This window comes from Ancylobacter polymorphus (assembly GCF_022836935.1).
In the GTDB taxonomy this organism is placed as follows: domain Bacteria; phylum Pseudomonadota; class Alphaproteobacteria; order Rhizobiales; family Xanthobacteraceae; genus Ancylobacter; species Ancylobacter polymorphus_A.
This window is the reverse complement of the sequence record NZ_CP083239.1, coordinates 2519632-2533338: the sequence shown is the minus strand read 5'-3', so window position 1 is coordinate 2533338 and position 13707 is coordinate 2519632. Positions and strand designations below refer to the sequence as shown.

The window sequence follows — 13707 nt, the reverse complement described above, 5'->3', positions numbered from 1 at the left end:
AGGATGCTGCGTCGCAACATCGGGAGAATGATCGACGAGCTCATCCCAAGGGCAGCAGCCGACCCTCCCGCAGCTCCAGAACCCGGTCGAACAGGTCCAGATTCTCGCGCCTGTGCGTCACCATCAGCACGGCCGGGCGCGGAGCGAGAGCAAAGAGGTGTTGCAGCAGAAGCCTCTCCGAGGGCAGGTCGAGAGCGTTGGTGGCCTCGTCGAGCATGAGCAGGCGCGGGCGCCGCAAAATGGCGCGGGCAAGGGCCAGGCGCTGGCGCTCCCCGCCGGAGAGCACGGCGCCGCCTTCGCCGATGAGCGTGTCGACCCCGCGCTCCAGGCGCCGCACCAGCGTGTCGGCACCCACAAGCTCAAGCACCGACCAGAGCGCGGCGTCGTCACAGGGTGTATCGGCCGTCACATTGGCGCGCACGCTGTCACGGAACAGATAGGGTTCCTGCACGACATAGGCGACACGCTCGCGCCAGGCCGGCAGGGCGGTGACATCAAGCGTGGAGCCGCCTACCAGAACCGCGCCCCCGTCCGGCGCCGTCAGCCCGGCCAGCACGTCGAGCAGCGTCGTCTTGCCCGCGCCCGAGGCGCCGGTGACCGCGATCCGTTCTGCCGGGTTAATGACGAGATCGACGCCGGCGAGGCCGGCCCCTTCGCCATGGAGCCGATGCACAGCCCGCAGTTCGACGGCCCCCGGCAGTATCCGCTGAGCTTCCACCGCCCCTGCAGCGGGCGCCTCCAGCTGCGCCTCCAGGGCCGCGACGGCGGCGAAGGAGGGCAGGGAATAGGCGAACTGCTGCATCGCCTGCTGCAGGTTCAGCACCGGTCCGGCGAGGCGGGCGCAGATCAGCACGAGCAGGATCAGCGCCGGCGTCGGCATCTCCAGCACCAGCGCGCCACCTGCCACCACCAGGCAAGCGCAGACGGCCGATCCGATGCCGAACACCAGCCGGAGCCGCGCCTGCCGTTCGGAGAAGCGCCGCCGGTTGCCGCGTGCCTCGCCGAGCGTGTCGCGGAAGTCGCGCAGGAAGCGGTACTGAAGGTTCTGCGCCAGTGCCGCCTTGAGCCCCGACAGGAGACTTCCCATCGTCTGCATCTGGTTAAGGCTGGAGCGGGCGAGATCGTGTCCCAGGGCGCCGGCCCGCTGCAGGCCGGAAAAGGCGACGCCCGCCGCGGCCACGGCCGCGAGCAGGGTGCCGGCCAGAGCCGGCGCCACATAGATGGCCAGCCCCCCCTGCACCAGCACCAGCAGCGCGGCCACACCGATCTGCACGAACAGCCGGACAGCCATGGCCAGCCGGATCATCTCCGTCGACAGGACGCTCTGGATTTCCGCGTGACGCACCGAGGCCAGCGACGCCCAGCGCGCGGAGGCCAGCCCCTGCACCAGTCGCGCGCGCTGGCCGTCGACGAAGTCGTTCTCCACCCGCCACAACAGCCGGTCGCGCGCATAGAGGAGAAAGGCCCGCGCCGTCATCGCCAGCAGGAAAGCCGCGAGAAGGAGCAGCAACAGCCTTTCGCGGCGCCATTCGGCGAACCAGAGGGAGACGAGCCCCTCACGGTCGGTGAGCAACTGCAGGACCGGGATGAGCAGAACGAGCCCGACGCTTTCCACCATCGCCCCGCCAATGATGAGGGCGATGCTGAGCGCCCCGCGCCCGCGTGCGGACTGTGCGAGAGCCCGCAGGAAGGCGACGAGCAGCGCCGCGTCGACGGGTTGCCGTCTCACGGGGCACGCCCCGTGCTACTGAACATGCCTCTCCCCGCGATCTGCCGGCCGGCCCAGAGCGGCAGGCGCAGCAGCGGATAGAGAAAAAACAGGTAGCGCGGCAGCGGCAGTTCCAGCACATCCTGGCCGTTTACCCCCCAGCGCAGGAACTCGCTGCCGATGTGCGCGGGCCCGCAGGCCACCGCATGCAGCATGGGCAGCACGAGCACCTGGCCTAACGAGGTCTGCGGATGGTTGGCGCCGAGTGACGCATGGCAGAGCCTGCGCATGGCCCGTTGCAGCGGCGCCTCGACCGCACGGGCCAGCGCGGCCGGCACCGGCAGCGCGAACAGGTCGCGGCACAGGCCATAGGCCAGCAGGGCCGCCGGCCCCGCCCCCCGACCTACGGCGTGGCGATAGAGGCGCAGCCGCTCCTCCTCCGCATGCCCTGCCAGCAGGGCATGAAGATCGGCCAGCCATTTCAGCCGAAACCAGCCGCTGCGCACGCCGTGGACGCAGAGATAGGCGAACTCATCGTCGGGATGAAAGCCGCGAATTGGCACGCCGCCGAGGCTCTCGCGCTTGCCGGCCCCCGCCCGAAGCGGGCCGAGAGGCAGCAGCCGACGGTTCTCGGTCAACCGCCAATGCGGCTCCAATTGCACGCCGCGCGTGGGATCGACCATCACCGCCTCGATCTGGAAGTCCCGTAGCGCGTCGATCCTGGCCGCCGTCAGCGGCGCCGCGGGAAAGACCGGCTGGTAGCCTTCCCCGGCGAGCAGGGCAAAGGTCGCCGCGAGGTCCTCCGGCGGCACCAGAAAGTCGATGTCCTTGCCGTGCTTGACCGCGAGCGAGCCATAGGCGCGCTGCCCGACCAGCGCACCCTTGAAGAAGATCACCTCGATTCCGGCGGCGTCGAACAGCCTCTGGAGTCGGACGGTGGCGGCGACGAGGGCGAGGTTGCGACGCGCCTGCGCGTGAAGGGCAGGTGCCGCTCCAGCGTGTTCAGCATCTCCATGGCCGAAGGCTTGGCGCCGCCGGAGTTCTCCTGCATCGCCAACGCCACCAGCGGAAACGCCGCCACCTCGCCGATGGCGGGTACGATCACCCGGCGGTTGAGACCGGTTCCTCAAGCGTGGAGAGCACGCCGACCCGCAGGGCATCGATGCCGACCGCCTTCTTGCCCCCGCTCTTGGCGAAGGCGTCCGCCGCCGCACCGATCGCCCCGCCGACAACCGGCAGGCTGCGGAAGTCGATGGTTGCCGGACCCATTCTGAGGCTGTACTCCCAGCCGGCCTTTTCCCCCGACAGCTGGCGCGCCGCACCAGAGTGAGGCGGAAATCGCCGTCCTTGGTCTTGAACGCGAAACTGAGTGCGATCCGGGTGCCTTCGGCCCCGAGCCGCAGGGCGCCGACCACGCCGGTGACGGTGAGGCTGCCGTCTTGGAACGGTGGCTCGAAGCCGATTTCCGCCGCCAGCGGCCGAAGCGCCCGGCCGAGATCGAAGCTCGTCCTGGCATTGACGGAGAAGTTCCACGTGCGCCTTGTCGATGGCGGCCTGCGCGGGTTTGAGCGCGGCATAGGCGTCGCCGGGACGCCACACCTCGCGCGTTTCGCGGGAGGCGACGAACACGCGCGTGGCGGTGGTGCGCCCCCCGCCCTTGGCATAGACCGGCAGTTCGAATTGCCGCGCGGAGACGGCCCCGCCGCTCTCGCCAAGCGCGGCCAGCCACACGTCCAACTGGGCGCAGCCATGATCCGTCAACCCCAGCGCCTCGAACCGTTCCGGGTCGATCTTCGACAGGGGAATGACGTTGTCCGCCTTTATCCCCTCATTGCCGCCGGCCATGGCCTCGCCCTTTGCTGAACACGTCACATTGCGAAAAGGCGCTCAGACGCCGAGCTGCACCCGATCGAAGAACTTGGTGATGTCGGAGAGTTCGACGGGAAACACGGGACTACGCCGCACCTGCTGCGACGCAAGAGCCTGCATTTGCTCAGCCATCTCCATTAGCCCCATCCCCTGCGCTGCGAGTATTGAAAGCGAATCTTCAGGAGGATCGGCGAATTCTGCGCCTTCGTTTGCCGAAATGGATTTTACGACGTCCACTCCATCGACATTTTCGAATTTTATTTTGTAGGATCTAACATATCGACCCCAAGGATTTCGCAATAAAACGAAACGCAAATCAACGTAACCCTTTGCACTTCTGACGGTTGTTTTTGAGGTTCCGGATATTTCGTAAGCATGACCAGGAACAAGTCCTTTGCGCTGACTTTCCGTTACGTAGATATCGAGGCCAAGATCAAGGAGATCAAGGATATACAAGACGTTGCGGGTGGATGCGAAAGCCGCCCTGGGGGGCTGCGCGGTGCAAGCTGCGGTCAGCCGCGTGAAGAGCGCTTCATGGTAATCCGTGTATTCGCCCGTTCCCCGCTTGCCCGGAAATGACTTCCTGACGAACTCCAGGAGCAACGTGCCGAAATCAATGTCCTCCATTTCACTCGCGGCAAGAGATACGGGCATCCGGACCATGCGCGCGAGGAACGGCCGAACGTCGGTGCTCCGCACCTCCCGCATCAGCTTCTTTTTCTTGTCGAGCATCCCGATCAAATCGACGACGACGGAGTGGTTCGCCTTTCGCGTGTCCGCGATGTGCTGCTTGATCGCGGCTCGCACGACGATGTCGTTCACCGGCACGGCGGGAACCGCGAGGGAGGTCGTCAGGCCCGACACTGTGCGGCCCAACACGCCAATGAACCGGTCGAAGGTCGCATCCCAGGTTTCGGCGAACGGATTTTCGAGACTCTCGTCGAGAACGCAGCGGAGCAGCGCGCCGCGATAGTCCCTCATATCCATCCATACCGTGCCGTTCGGGCCGGGAACTTCTATGTCGGCCGTTGCATCTTCCGTCTTTTCGCCCGTGAGATGTTGGTAGGCGCGCCCACAATTGCCGCCTTTCAGCGCCTCGACATAGTTGACGAAATACCGGTGGCCGGGGTCCGGCGCCGGACGGGTTGCCCTGTCGAACGGCCAGGGCGGCAGCGCTGGCTGGGGCTTGGTCGGATCGGGGATCTTGATCTGCACTTGCCGGAGCAGTGGTTGCAAATAATAGGCCCGAAAGAAAGCGTAGGCCTTTTCGACGAAATACGGCCAGACCGCGCTGTGGTGCTGCAGATCGACGACGTGGTCGCCGTTGACCTTCTTCAGTATCGTACGCTGGACCTGAACGATGACGGGGACTATCGCGCCGGCATTCTCCACATAGAACCGCACATGCACATGCAAACGATCCGCGGCGACACCTATCATCTCGTAGAAGAAATTCGCATTCTTCACACGGATCATCGAATTTATCGCTGACAGCAGATAACAGTCACCGATATCGCCCTGCTTTACATCCTCGAAATCGGGCTCGTACTTGAAGAGTGGACATGATACCGGAACGTACTTGTACTCATCGCTCGGCGGCGGAAGGTGCGTGTCGTTGAATGTATGAAAATCCCAGTGAACGAGAGGAGCCGGATCCCCCGGCGCCGGACCGGGTGGCGCGGGGAAGGCCAGCAGACCGTCCCTGTCCGCAAGGCTCACATTCTTCCGCACCATCCACCGCCCCCGCGCTCCTGCCGCGAAAGGTAGATTGGCACCCCAGAGTTGTACCGTCAATGAGCGCAATCAGGGATTTTTAACTGAGCGCCGCCCCGCAGACGACGCGCGCGTCGCCACAAGCCATTGAGATAAAATCCTTTCTTGTGTCTGGCGCGACTCTTCGCGCAGCGAACGAACCGAAGCCTCACCAAAGAATCACAACCTTTACGAGAAGAACCGCCGCGTCGAAGGGTGCAGGCTCCGGGCTCGCCCGCCGCGCCAGCAGCGCTCACGCGCCGGCGAAAACGGGCGACCTCGCATTGGACAGCACGCTGAACACGCCGTCGCGGTCCACCACCGTGCCGCAACTCGTCACATAGTCCGGGCGGGGCAGAAGGCGGCTCTGGCCCAGCTCCATATGCACATCGACCAGGCAGTCCACGAACTGGCGGGCGAGCTTGAAATCGGCGGCGGCGGGTCCGGTCATCGCGGTGATCGGGTTGACGATGCGCACCCGGTCCGGCCGCAGCGCCCGGAGCGCGCCGCTGGCGATGAGCGGCTGGGCGGTGTGGTCGAGCACATAGCCGATATTGCGCCCCGACAGGATGAGCGCCAGCTGCGACTGGATGCCGAGCCCGACATCGCCGCAGGTGTCGCTGCGCCGCGTGCGCTCGGGGTGGTAGTATTCGAGATGACCGCGGTTGCAATAGGCGGCGGATTCGATCTCCGCCAGCGTCAGTTCCTCCTCGGGAACGGCGAATAGCGGATGCCGGTGGCCGCAGCACATGAAGCCCTGCTCATCGAACAGATGCTCATAGGACAGCTGGGCATAATGCTCGTTCACCAGCCCGATGCCGACATGCAGCATGCCGTCGGCGACCCTTCCCGCCAGTTGAAAGCCGAGCATCACCTCCATGCGGAAGCGGATATTGGGATAATAGTCGCTGAAACGGTGAATGGCGTCGTGGATGCGGGCGCACGGGTTTTCGACGATGCCGTCCTGTATGCCGATGGAAAGCTCATAGCCGGCATTCTGGTTGATGTTGGCGGCCTTCTGCTTGAACGCTTCGACCGAGGCGAACAGCTCCTTCGCCGCCTTGTAAACCACCTCGCCCTCGCGGAAGAGCTTGAACCCCTTCGGCCCGCGTCGGCACAGCCGCGTGCCGAGGCGGATTTCCAGCGATTTCAGGTTCTCGCTGAGGGTGGATTGGGAGAGATTCAGCGCGGCCTGCGCGGCGGTGAAGCTCTGCTCCTCCACAATGGTGCAGAAGCAGCGCAGAAGCTTCAGGTCGATATCGTAGATCTGGCTGATAGACGACATGGTTCGGCCTCTCCGGTCAACGACACCCCTTCCCCCCGCCATCCCGCTAGCAAATTGTGCGCCGCATGATCGCGCGCGATCTGTCCGCGTGCGGCGCATCATGGCGGCGGAGGTAATTGCCCAGCGTTTGAACATCCTCTGCCCCGCTGCCCAAGGATGAGCCGCCCGGGCGCGAACATCGCTTGGGCTTTTCGCGATGGTACGGACAGGGAGCCCCGCCCTAGCCTCGGCCTATCGGTAACGGGCAGACAGGGCAGGTATCATGGCGCCACGGCCACTCCATCTCGGCTGGTTCACCAATTTCGCGGTCGATGAATGGACCAAGCCGTTCACCGGCGGCGGCGGCGACCCCTGGGATGGCGGGTTCTACATCGACATGGCCAAGGCCATGGAGCGCGCGTGTTTCGACTACATCATGCTCGAAGACACGCTGATGATCTCCGAGGCCTATGGCGGCTCCAACGCGGTCTATCTCAAGCACAACATCATGGGCCCGAAGGCCGACCCCTCGCCGATGGCGGCGCTGATCGGCGCCAACACCACCCATCTCGGCGTGGTGGCGACCTTCTCCACCATGGCCTATCCGCCCTTCATGCTGGCGCGCCTGTGCTCGACGCTGGACAGCATCTGCAAGGGCCGCTTCGGCTGGAACATCGTCACCACGGGCGAGGACCTCGCCGCCGAGAATTTCGGCATGGACAAGCTGCCGCCGCGCCAGGAGCGCTACGACATGGCGGACGAATATGTCGAACTCGTCAAGCAGCTCTGGGGCAGTTGGGACGCCGACGCCGTGGTGCGCGACCGCGCCACCGGCACCTATGCCGACGCTTCCAAGGTCCGGCCGATCCATTTCGAAGGCAAGTATTTCAAGAGCCGCGGCCCGCTCAACTGCGTGCCCTCGCCGCAGCAGCGCCCGGCTTTTGTGCAAGCCGGCGGCTCGCCGCGCGGGCGGCAATTCGCGGCCATGACCGCCGACAGCATCATCGCCCCTTCCATGGGCGTCGCCGGGCTGAAGGCCTATCGCGACGATGTGCGGGCGCGTGCGCAGGCCGGCGGGCGCGACCCGGACGAGATCAAGGTTCTGTTCGTCGTCGCCCCGATCCTTGGCGAGACCGAGGAAGAGGCGAAGGCCAAGGCGGCGCGCATCATCGAGGCGCCGGATTATTGCGAGAAGGCTCTGGCGATGATCGCCGCCATCACCGACATCGATTTCTCGAAATTCGACCTCGACGCTCCCCTGCCCCACCTCACCACCAATGGCGAGCAGGGCTCGCTCGACGCCTTCCAGCAGGCGGGCTCGGGCAAGACGCTGCGCCAGCTCTGCGCCGACCAGCTCTCGCGCGGGCTCGACGGGCTGATCGGCACGCCCGACCAGGTGGCCGAGCGCATGGGCGAGGTGATGGCGGAAGTGGGCGGCGACGGCTTTCTCATCACCCGGCCCTTCACCGCCAACATCAGCCGGCAATACATCACCGATATCTGCGAGGGGCTGGTGCCCGCCCTGCAACGGCGCGGCCTCGCCCGCACGAGCTACACCGAAGGCGCCACGCTGCGGCAGATGCTGCGGGAGTTCTGAGAGCGCGGCAGCGCCGCCTGCGGAAGCGTCATCCCGGAAGGACCGCAGGTCCTGTCCGGGATCGCGTGTCTATGGAATTGAGGGCGATCCCGGCTCTCCGCCTTCGGCTGCGGCCGGGATGACGAAGGATCGCGCGGCGTGGCCGCCTCACCGCAGGATCTGCGCGAGAAAATGGCGCAGCCGCTCGCTCGACGGCGCCTCGAAGAAGCGGGCGGCCTCGCCCATTTCCACGATCTCGCCCCGGTCCATGAACACGCAGCGATCCGCCACGCGGCGGGCGAAGCCCATTTCATGGGTGACGCAGACCATGGTGACGCCGCTGGCGGCGAGTTCCTCCATCACGCCGAGCACCTCGTTCACCATTTCCGGGTCGAGCGCCGAGGTCGGCTCGTCGAACAGCAGGATGCGCGGCTCCATGCACAGCGCCCGGGCGATGGCGACGCGTTGCTGCTGCCCGCCGGAAAGTCGCGCCGGGTATTTGCGCGCCTGATCGGCCAGATGCACCCGCTCCAGATGCGCCATGGCGAGCTTTTCCGCCTGCGCCTTCGACAGCCCGCGATTGAGCCGCGGCGCCAGCATGCAGTTTTCCAGCGCGGTGAGGTGCGGAAACAGGTTGAAGTGCTGGAACACCATGCCGACTTCCTGGCGGATGTCCTGCACCGTGCCTTCATCGCCCGTCAGTTCGACGCCATTGACCACGATCCGCCCGCCATCATGGCGTTCCAGCGCGTTGATGCAGCGGATCAGCGTCGATTTGCCCGAGCCCGAGGGGCCGCAGACCACCACCCTCTCGCCGCGCCGCACATCGAGATCGACCCCCGCCAGGGCGCGATGCGTGCCGTAGCGCTTCACCACCCCGGCGAGATGGATCGCCGGCACGGCGGCGAGGTCGGCGGGGAGCGCGCGCGGGCTCATGGTGTCACCTTCCCCCCGGCCGGCACAGCGACGGCATCCTCGGCGCTGTGGCGGTTGAGCCAGCGTCCCCAGAACTGGAAGCCGAGGCGCAGCACATTGACGAAGGCCCAGTAGAAGGCCGCCGCGCACAGGATCGGCGTGAACGGATCATAGGTCTGTTCGAAGATCGCATTCGCCACCGCCATCAGGTCGGTGATCGTCACCACGGAGACGATAGCCGTGCCCTTGACGAAGCTCACCACCTCGTTCTGGTAGGCTTTGAGCCCATAGCGCAAAGCGAGCGGCATCCGCACCCAGAGAAAGATGTTGCGCCTCGTGATGCCCAGCGCCTCGCTGGCCTCGACCAGCCCATGCGGCACGGCGAGCAGGCTGCCGCGCAGCACCTCCACCATATAGGCGGCATGGTTGAGGCTCAGCGCCACGATGGCGCAGCCGAAGGGCGAGCCGAACAGCACCCAGAACGGCCCCTCGCGCAGCGCCTCGATCTGGCCGAGGCCGTAATAGACGAGATAGAGCAGGATCAGCAGCGGGGCGCCGCGAAAGAACACAACGAAGATCTCCGCCGGCAGCGACAGGACGCGGCGGGGCGACATGCGGGCGAAGCAGATGGGAAAGGCCAGCATCAGCCCGATGATCAGCGGCAGCACGGTGAGGAACACCGTCACCCTGAGGCCGGCGAGCAGCGCCGGCAGGCTCTCCCAGGCGAGGGCGAAATCGATGGGAAGTGCGCTCATGCCTCGGCCCGGCTCGGTGAAGGCGGGGCGCGGCGCTGGCCACGGTCGAGACGGGCCTCCAGCCGGTTCGCGACCCAGAGGCTGGCGGCGCTGAAGGCGATGAACACCAGCGCGGTGGCGATGAAGAAGACGAAGGGCTCCTTGGTCGCCCCGGCGGCGATCTTGGCGGCGGCGACGAGGTCCTGCAGCCCGGCCAGCGACACCAGCGGCGTCTCCTTCAGCATGAAGCTCCACACATTGACGAGGCCGGGAAGCGCGAGCCGCATCACCTGCGGCAGGATCACCCGCCCCCACATGATGAACGGGGGAATGGCGAGCGCCCGGGCGCCCTCGAACTGGCCCTTGGGCAGGTTCTCGATCGCCCCGCGCACGAGTTCGGCGATATAGGCGGCATAGACGATGCCGAGCGCCGCCACGCCGGCGCCGAAGGGCGAGATATCGATGCGGGAGCCGAATTCGCCCAGCACCGCGCCCAGCATGGCGCTGCCGCCATAGAAGATGAGGAAGATCACCAGCAGCGACGGCACGCCCATGAAGATGGACGCATAGACCCGCCATGCCGCGCGGATGATCCTGTTGCGCGAGAGCGTGGCGACACCGATCAGCACGCCCAGCGTGAAGGCGAGCGCGAAACTGGTGAGGAACAGCTCCAGCGTGATCAGCGCTCCCTCGCCGAGCTGGCGCAGATAGCCTGCGAGGTCGGCGGGGGAGAGATTGGTCATCGGCCGGGTTCCAGGGGGCGCGCGGTCAGTTGGTCTTCTCGCAGGCGGCTTCCGCCGAGAGCGTGGCCACCGGCACGTATTTCTTGCGGATGGTGGTGTAGGTGCAGTCCTTGATCATCTCGGCGAGCGCGGTGTTGACGCGCTTGACCAGCGCCTCGCTCTTCTTCGGGAAGATCCAGCTATAGCCGCGCTCGGCCTCGGGGATGGACGGGTCGCCCAGCCAGTGGTCGCCGCCGGCGAGTTCGTAATCCTTGCCCTCGGGCTTGGCGATCAGTTCCAGCGTCCAGTTGATCTTGGAATCGAAGATCAGGTCCAGCCGGCCGGCGAGCAGATCGAGCTTCATCTGGTCGGGATTGTCGTAATAGACCTCGACGAAGGTGTCCTTGCCGAAATGCTTGTGGATGTAGGGCACCATGGAGGCGCCGCGCTGCAGCGCGATGCGCAATCCCTTGCCGGTGACGCCTTCCTTGGTCAGCGTGTAGTTGCTGCCCTTCTTCACCACGAAGGTCGCGGGATTATAGACGATGGGCATGGCGAACAGCGCCTTCTCCATCCGCTCCGGGGTCGGCGAAATCTGGGTGACGATGCCGTCGAACTTGCCCTGCAGCATGGACGGGATCAGCGCCTTGAAATCCATCACGACGATTTCGCAGTCCGCGCCGATGCGCTTGCACATCTCGCGCGCCAGCTCCGGCTCCATGCCGGTGAGGTTGCCGGAGGAATCCACCATGGAGAAGGGCGGGTAGACGCCTTCATTGCCGAGCTTGAGCTTCTCGGCGGAGGCGGCCGAGAGGCCGACCGTCGCCAGGAACAGGCCGAGCGCGAGGGTACCGGCCCGGCGGAGAGGATGATGCGGAAGGCGGGAGATCATCGGCGTCATGTCCTGGTGGGGGGCGGGGTTCGATGCTGGGGGGTCAGAATTCGGTCAGCGTGTCGCGCAGATGCTGGTGGGTGTAGGCGGCGCGGGTCAGGCCACGGCGCTGCAGCACCGGCACCAGCCCGTCGGTGATCGTCGCCACGGAGCGGCGCGAGACATCGCCGAGGGCGATGAGGAAGCCGTCGCCGCCCACTTCCTGCATGATCTCGTCCATCTGGCTGGCGACGCTGTCCGGCGTGCCGACGACATCGACGCAATAGCCGCAGCTCACATGGTCGATCATCGCCTGGCGCAGCGGCTTGTCGCCGGCGCGGGTGAGGAACTGCGAGAGGCTCGACTGGTGGCCGTTGGTGGTGAGCGTGAGCTGGCTCACCGGAGTGTCGAGGTCGAGACCGGAGAGGTCGAGATTGGTGCTCCAGCCGAAGCGGGCCATGCGGGCGTCGAGATTCTGCGCGGCGGAGACGCGACGCTGGTCGGCGGCCCATTTCGCCTGTTCCTCGGTCTCGGCGACGATGGGCGAGAGCAGGAACAGCACCTTGCAATCGTCCGGGTTGCGGCCGAGCCCGGCCATCTGCGCGCGGATGTCGTCGCGGTACTGTTTCATCGCGGCGACGCCATTCGGCGCGGCGACGATCGTGTCGGCATGGGTGGCGGCGATCTTGCGCCCGCTCTTGGAGCCGCCCGCCTGCGCGATGACCGGCTGACCCTGCGGGCACGGCCCGGAATTCAGTGGCCCGCGTGAGGCGTAGTATTTGCCGGCATAGTCGATGGTGTGGACCTTGGCGGGGTCGATCAGCACGCCATTCTCGCGATCATCGAGAAAGGCGCCCGGCTCCCAGGAGCCCCACAGCCCCTTGACGATGTCGATATACTCTTCCGCCATCAGATAGCGTTCATCGTGCTCGGGCAGCTTCTCCATGCCGAAATTCTGGGCGGAGAAGTCGGACGAGCCGGTCACCATGTTCCAGCCGGCGCGCCCGCCCGATATCTGATCGAGCGAGGAGACGATGCGGGCGGTGAGATAGGGGTGATAGGCGAAGGTCGAGAGCGTCGGAACGATGCCGAGCTTGCGGGTGGAGGCGGCGAGCAGCGTCGCCACCACGCTCGGCTCCTGCCGGGGGATGCAGATGCCGCCCTTCAGGAAGATGTCGCGCGAATTCTGCCAGTTCTCGCCGACATAGATCGAATCCTCGATCAGCAGATAATCGAAGCAGGCGCGCTCCATCGACCGTACGAGGTCGACGAAGAGATCGGCGCTCATCCAGTCCTGGCCGATATTGCCGGTCCACGGCTCGCCCCAGGCCTGGACGCTGGAACCCTGGAGAAACCAGGCGAGATGGAAGGGATTCGCCGTCATGCACGCACCTATGTCCTGATCCGCACGCCGGCTTCCGCCGGCACGCAGGAGAGGTTAAGGGCGCGACACCCGGGGGGAGTATCGTGAAGAGGCGAAGCTTGGTCGGCTGCTTGTGAATTAATCCTGCCCAAGAAGCCGGCAGATTGTGCCTCCGACCCGTCGGGCAAAAGGAAATGCCGGGCTCCGAGGGCCCGGCATCCTGATCATTCACGCATCACGCGCCGCAGCGCGTGCCGGTCACGCGCGGTAGCGGGCGCGCTCGCGCTGCACTTCCGGCGCGGTATAGGCCGGCGCCTCCGGGTCGAAGCGGGTCCAGCCCTCGTCACGGTAAATGCGCTCGCGCGCGGTCACATCCACGGCGGACTCGGCGTCGAGAATGGCCTGCGCCTCGGCCTCGCGCTCGTCCGGCACGCGGGCGGAAACCACGGTGCCGCCGCGACGCACGCCCTCGGCATAGACATGCGCCCGCTCCTCGGGCACGCCTTCCGAGGTCATCGCGCCGACGAGACCGCCGACCGCGCCACCCGCCGCCGCGCCGGCCACCGCGCCGGCGCCGGTCGCCACCAGCCAGCCCGCCGCCACGACGGGGCCGACGCCGGGGATCGCCATCAGGCCGAGGCCGGTGAGCAGGCCGCCCGCGCCACCGAGCACGGCGCCGATGCCGGCACCGGTGGCCGCGCCCTCGCCGGCATGGCTCTCATGGTGCTCATGGGTACGCCCATCGGCATGGGGCGTGGTCGTCGTCGTGGTCGTCGTCGTGGTGGTCGCGCTGTCGCGGCCATACCAGTCGTCGGAATTATTGGCCACGAGGCTGATCTGCGCGCGGTCGATGCCCAGAGCCTGCAGCTTGTTCACCGCGGTGAGCGCGTCATCGTAATTGTCGAAAAGTCCGGAAACGGTCGCCATGATAGG

Annotated in this window: 12 protein-coding genes; 1 reads left to right on the top strand and 11 read right to left on the bottom strand. The window is 66.2% G+C overall.

The features are described from left to right. Positions 1–40: 40 nt before the first annotated feature. The 5 genes from K9D25_RS11940 to K9D25_RS11920 form a co-directional block, all read right to left on the bottom strand. Positions 41–1729, bottom strand: coding sequence for an ATP-binding cassette domain-containing protein (locus K9D25_RS11940; protein ID WP_244375398.1), 1689 nt, complete (start codon positions 1727–1729; stop codon positions 41–43). Then, positions 1726–2868, bottom strand: a complete 1143-nt coding sequence (locus tag K9D25_RS11935) for a nucleotidyltransferase family protein (protein ID WP_244375396.1) — start codon at positions 2866–2868, stop codon at positions 1726–1728. The genes K9D25_RS11940 and K9D25_RS11935 overlap by 4 nt, the downstream gene beginning before the upstream one ends. Continuing rightward, entirely contained in the window at positions 2810–3553 is a 744-nt protein-coding gene (locus K9D25_RS11930; protein ID WP_244375394.1) for a hypothetical protein, read from the bottom strand. The genes K9D25_RS11935 and K9D25_RS11930 overlap by 59 nt, the downstream gene beginning before the upstream one ends. A gap of 42 nt (positions 3554–3595) precedes the next feature. Next, positions 3596–5311: a C2 family cysteine protease gene (locus tag K9D25_RS11925; RefSeq protein WP_244375392.1), complete on the bottom strand. Its 1716-nt coding sequence runs from the start codon at positions 5309–5311 to the stop codon at positions 3596–3598. A 271-nt stretch (positions 5312–5582) separates the two neighbouring features. Further along, complete coding sequence (locus tag K9D25_RS11920) at positions 5583–6614, bottom strand: LysR family transcriptional regulator (protein ID WP_244375390.1); 1032 nt, start codon at positions 6612–6614, stop codon at positions 5583–5585. A 262-nt stretch (positions 6615–6876) separates the two neighbouring features. On the opposite strand from K9D25_RS11920, the gene K9D25_RS11915 reads away from it, so the two are divergent. Then, positions 6877–8190 (top strand): NtaA/DmoA family FMN-dependent monooxygenase, encoded by a 1314-nt coding sequence (locus K9D25_RS11915; RefSeq protein ID WP_244375388.1) that lies wholly within the window; start codon positions 6877–6879, stop codon positions 8188–8190. Positions 8191–8337: 147 nt separating this feature from the next. On the opposite strand, the gene K9D25_RS11910 is transcribed toward K9D25_RS11915, so the two are convergent. From K9D25_RS11910 to K9D25_RS11885, 6 genes are all read right to left on the bottom strand, one after another. Continuing rightward, positions 8338–9105: an amino acid ABC transporter ATP-binding protein gene (locus K9D25_RS11910; protein ID WP_244375386.1), complete on the bottom strand. Its 768-nt coding sequence runs from the start codon at positions 9103–9105 to the stop codon at positions 8338–8340. Continuing rightward, the gene (locus K9D25_RS11905; protein ID WP_244375384.1) at positions 9102–9839 is read right to left on the bottom strand and encodes an ABC transporter permease; all 738 of its coding nucleotides are present in this window, start codon (positions 9837–9839) and stop codon (positions 9102–9104) included. Before K9D25_RS11905 ends, K9D25_RS11910 begins: the two co-directional genes overlap by 4 nt. Beyond that, positions 9836–10561: an ABC transporter permease gene (locus tag K9D25_RS11900; protein WP_244375382.1), complete on the bottom strand. Its 726-nt coding sequence runs from the start codon at positions 10559–10561 to the stop codon at positions 9836–9838. The genes K9D25_RS11905 and K9D25_RS11900 overlap by 4 nt, the downstream gene beginning before the upstream one ends. Before the next feature lie 25 nt (positions 10562–10586). Beyond that, positions 10587–11432 (bottom strand): transporter substrate-binding domain-containing protein, encoded by an 846-nt coding sequence (locus tag K9D25_RS11895; protein ID WP_244375380.1) that lies wholly within the window; start codon positions 11430–11432, stop codon positions 10587–10589. A gap of 43 nt (positions 11433–11475) precedes the next feature. After that, positions 11476–12795 carry an NtaA/DmoA family FMN-dependent monooxygenase gene (locus K9D25_RS11890; protein WP_244375378.1) on the bottom strand — a complete coding sequence of 440 codons (1320 nt, stop codon included), beginning with the start codon at positions 12793–12795 and terminating at the stop codon, positions 11476–11478. A 237-nt stretch (positions 12796–13032) separates the two neighbouring features. Beyond that, complete coding sequence (locus K9D25_RS11885) at positions 13033–13701, bottom strand: hypothetical protein (protein WP_244375370.1); 669 nt, start codon at positions 13699–13701, stop codon at positions 13033–13035. Positions 13702–13707: the final 6 nt, after the last annotated feature.

Coding starts and splice junctions, on each gene's coding strand:
- K9D25_RS11935 (WP_244375396.1), bottom strand. CDS start 2,868: ATGCCCTGCGGGTCGGCGTGCTCTCCACGCTTGAGGAACCGGTCTCAA.
- K9D25_RS11930 (WP_244375394.1), bottom strand. CDS start 3,553: ATGGCCGGCGGCAATGAGGGGATAAAGGCGGACAACGTCATTCCCCTG.
- K9D25_RS11925 (WP_244375392.1), bottom strand. CDS start 5,311: ATGGTGCGGAAGAATGTGAGCCTTGCGGACAGGGACGGTCTGCTGGCC.
- K9D25_RS11920 (WP_244375390.1), bottom strand. CDS start 6,614: ATGTCGTCTATCAGCCAGATCTACGATATCGACCTGAAGCTTCTGCGC.
- K9D25_RS11915 (WP_244375388.1), top strand. CDS start 6,877: ATGGCGCCACGGCCACTCCATCTCGGCTGGTTCACCAATTTCGCGGTC.
- K9D25_RS11910 (WP_244375386.1), bottom strand. CDS start 9,105: ATGAGCCCGCGCGCGCTCCCCGCCGACCTCGCCGCCGTGCCGGCGATC.
- K9D25_RS11905 (WP_244375384.1), bottom strand. CDS start 9,839: ATGAGCGCACTTCCCATCGATTTCGCCCTCGCCTGGGAGAGCCTGCCG.
- K9D25_RS11900 (WP_244375382.1), bottom strand. CDS start 10,561: ATGACCAATCTCTCCCCCGCCGACCTCGCAGGCTATCTGCGCCAGCTC.
- K9D25_RS11895 (WP_244375380.1), bottom strand. CDS start 11,432: ATGATCTCCCGCCTTCCGCATCATCCTCTCCGCCGGGCCGGTACCCTC.
- K9D25_RS11890 (WP_244375378.1), bottom strand. CDS start 12,795: ATGACGGCGAATCCCTTCCATCTCGCCTGGTTTCTCCAGGGTTCCAGC.
- K9D25_RS11885 (WP_244375370.1), bottom strand. CDS start 13,701: ATGGCGACCGTTTCCGGACTTTTCGACAATTACGATGACGCGCTCACC.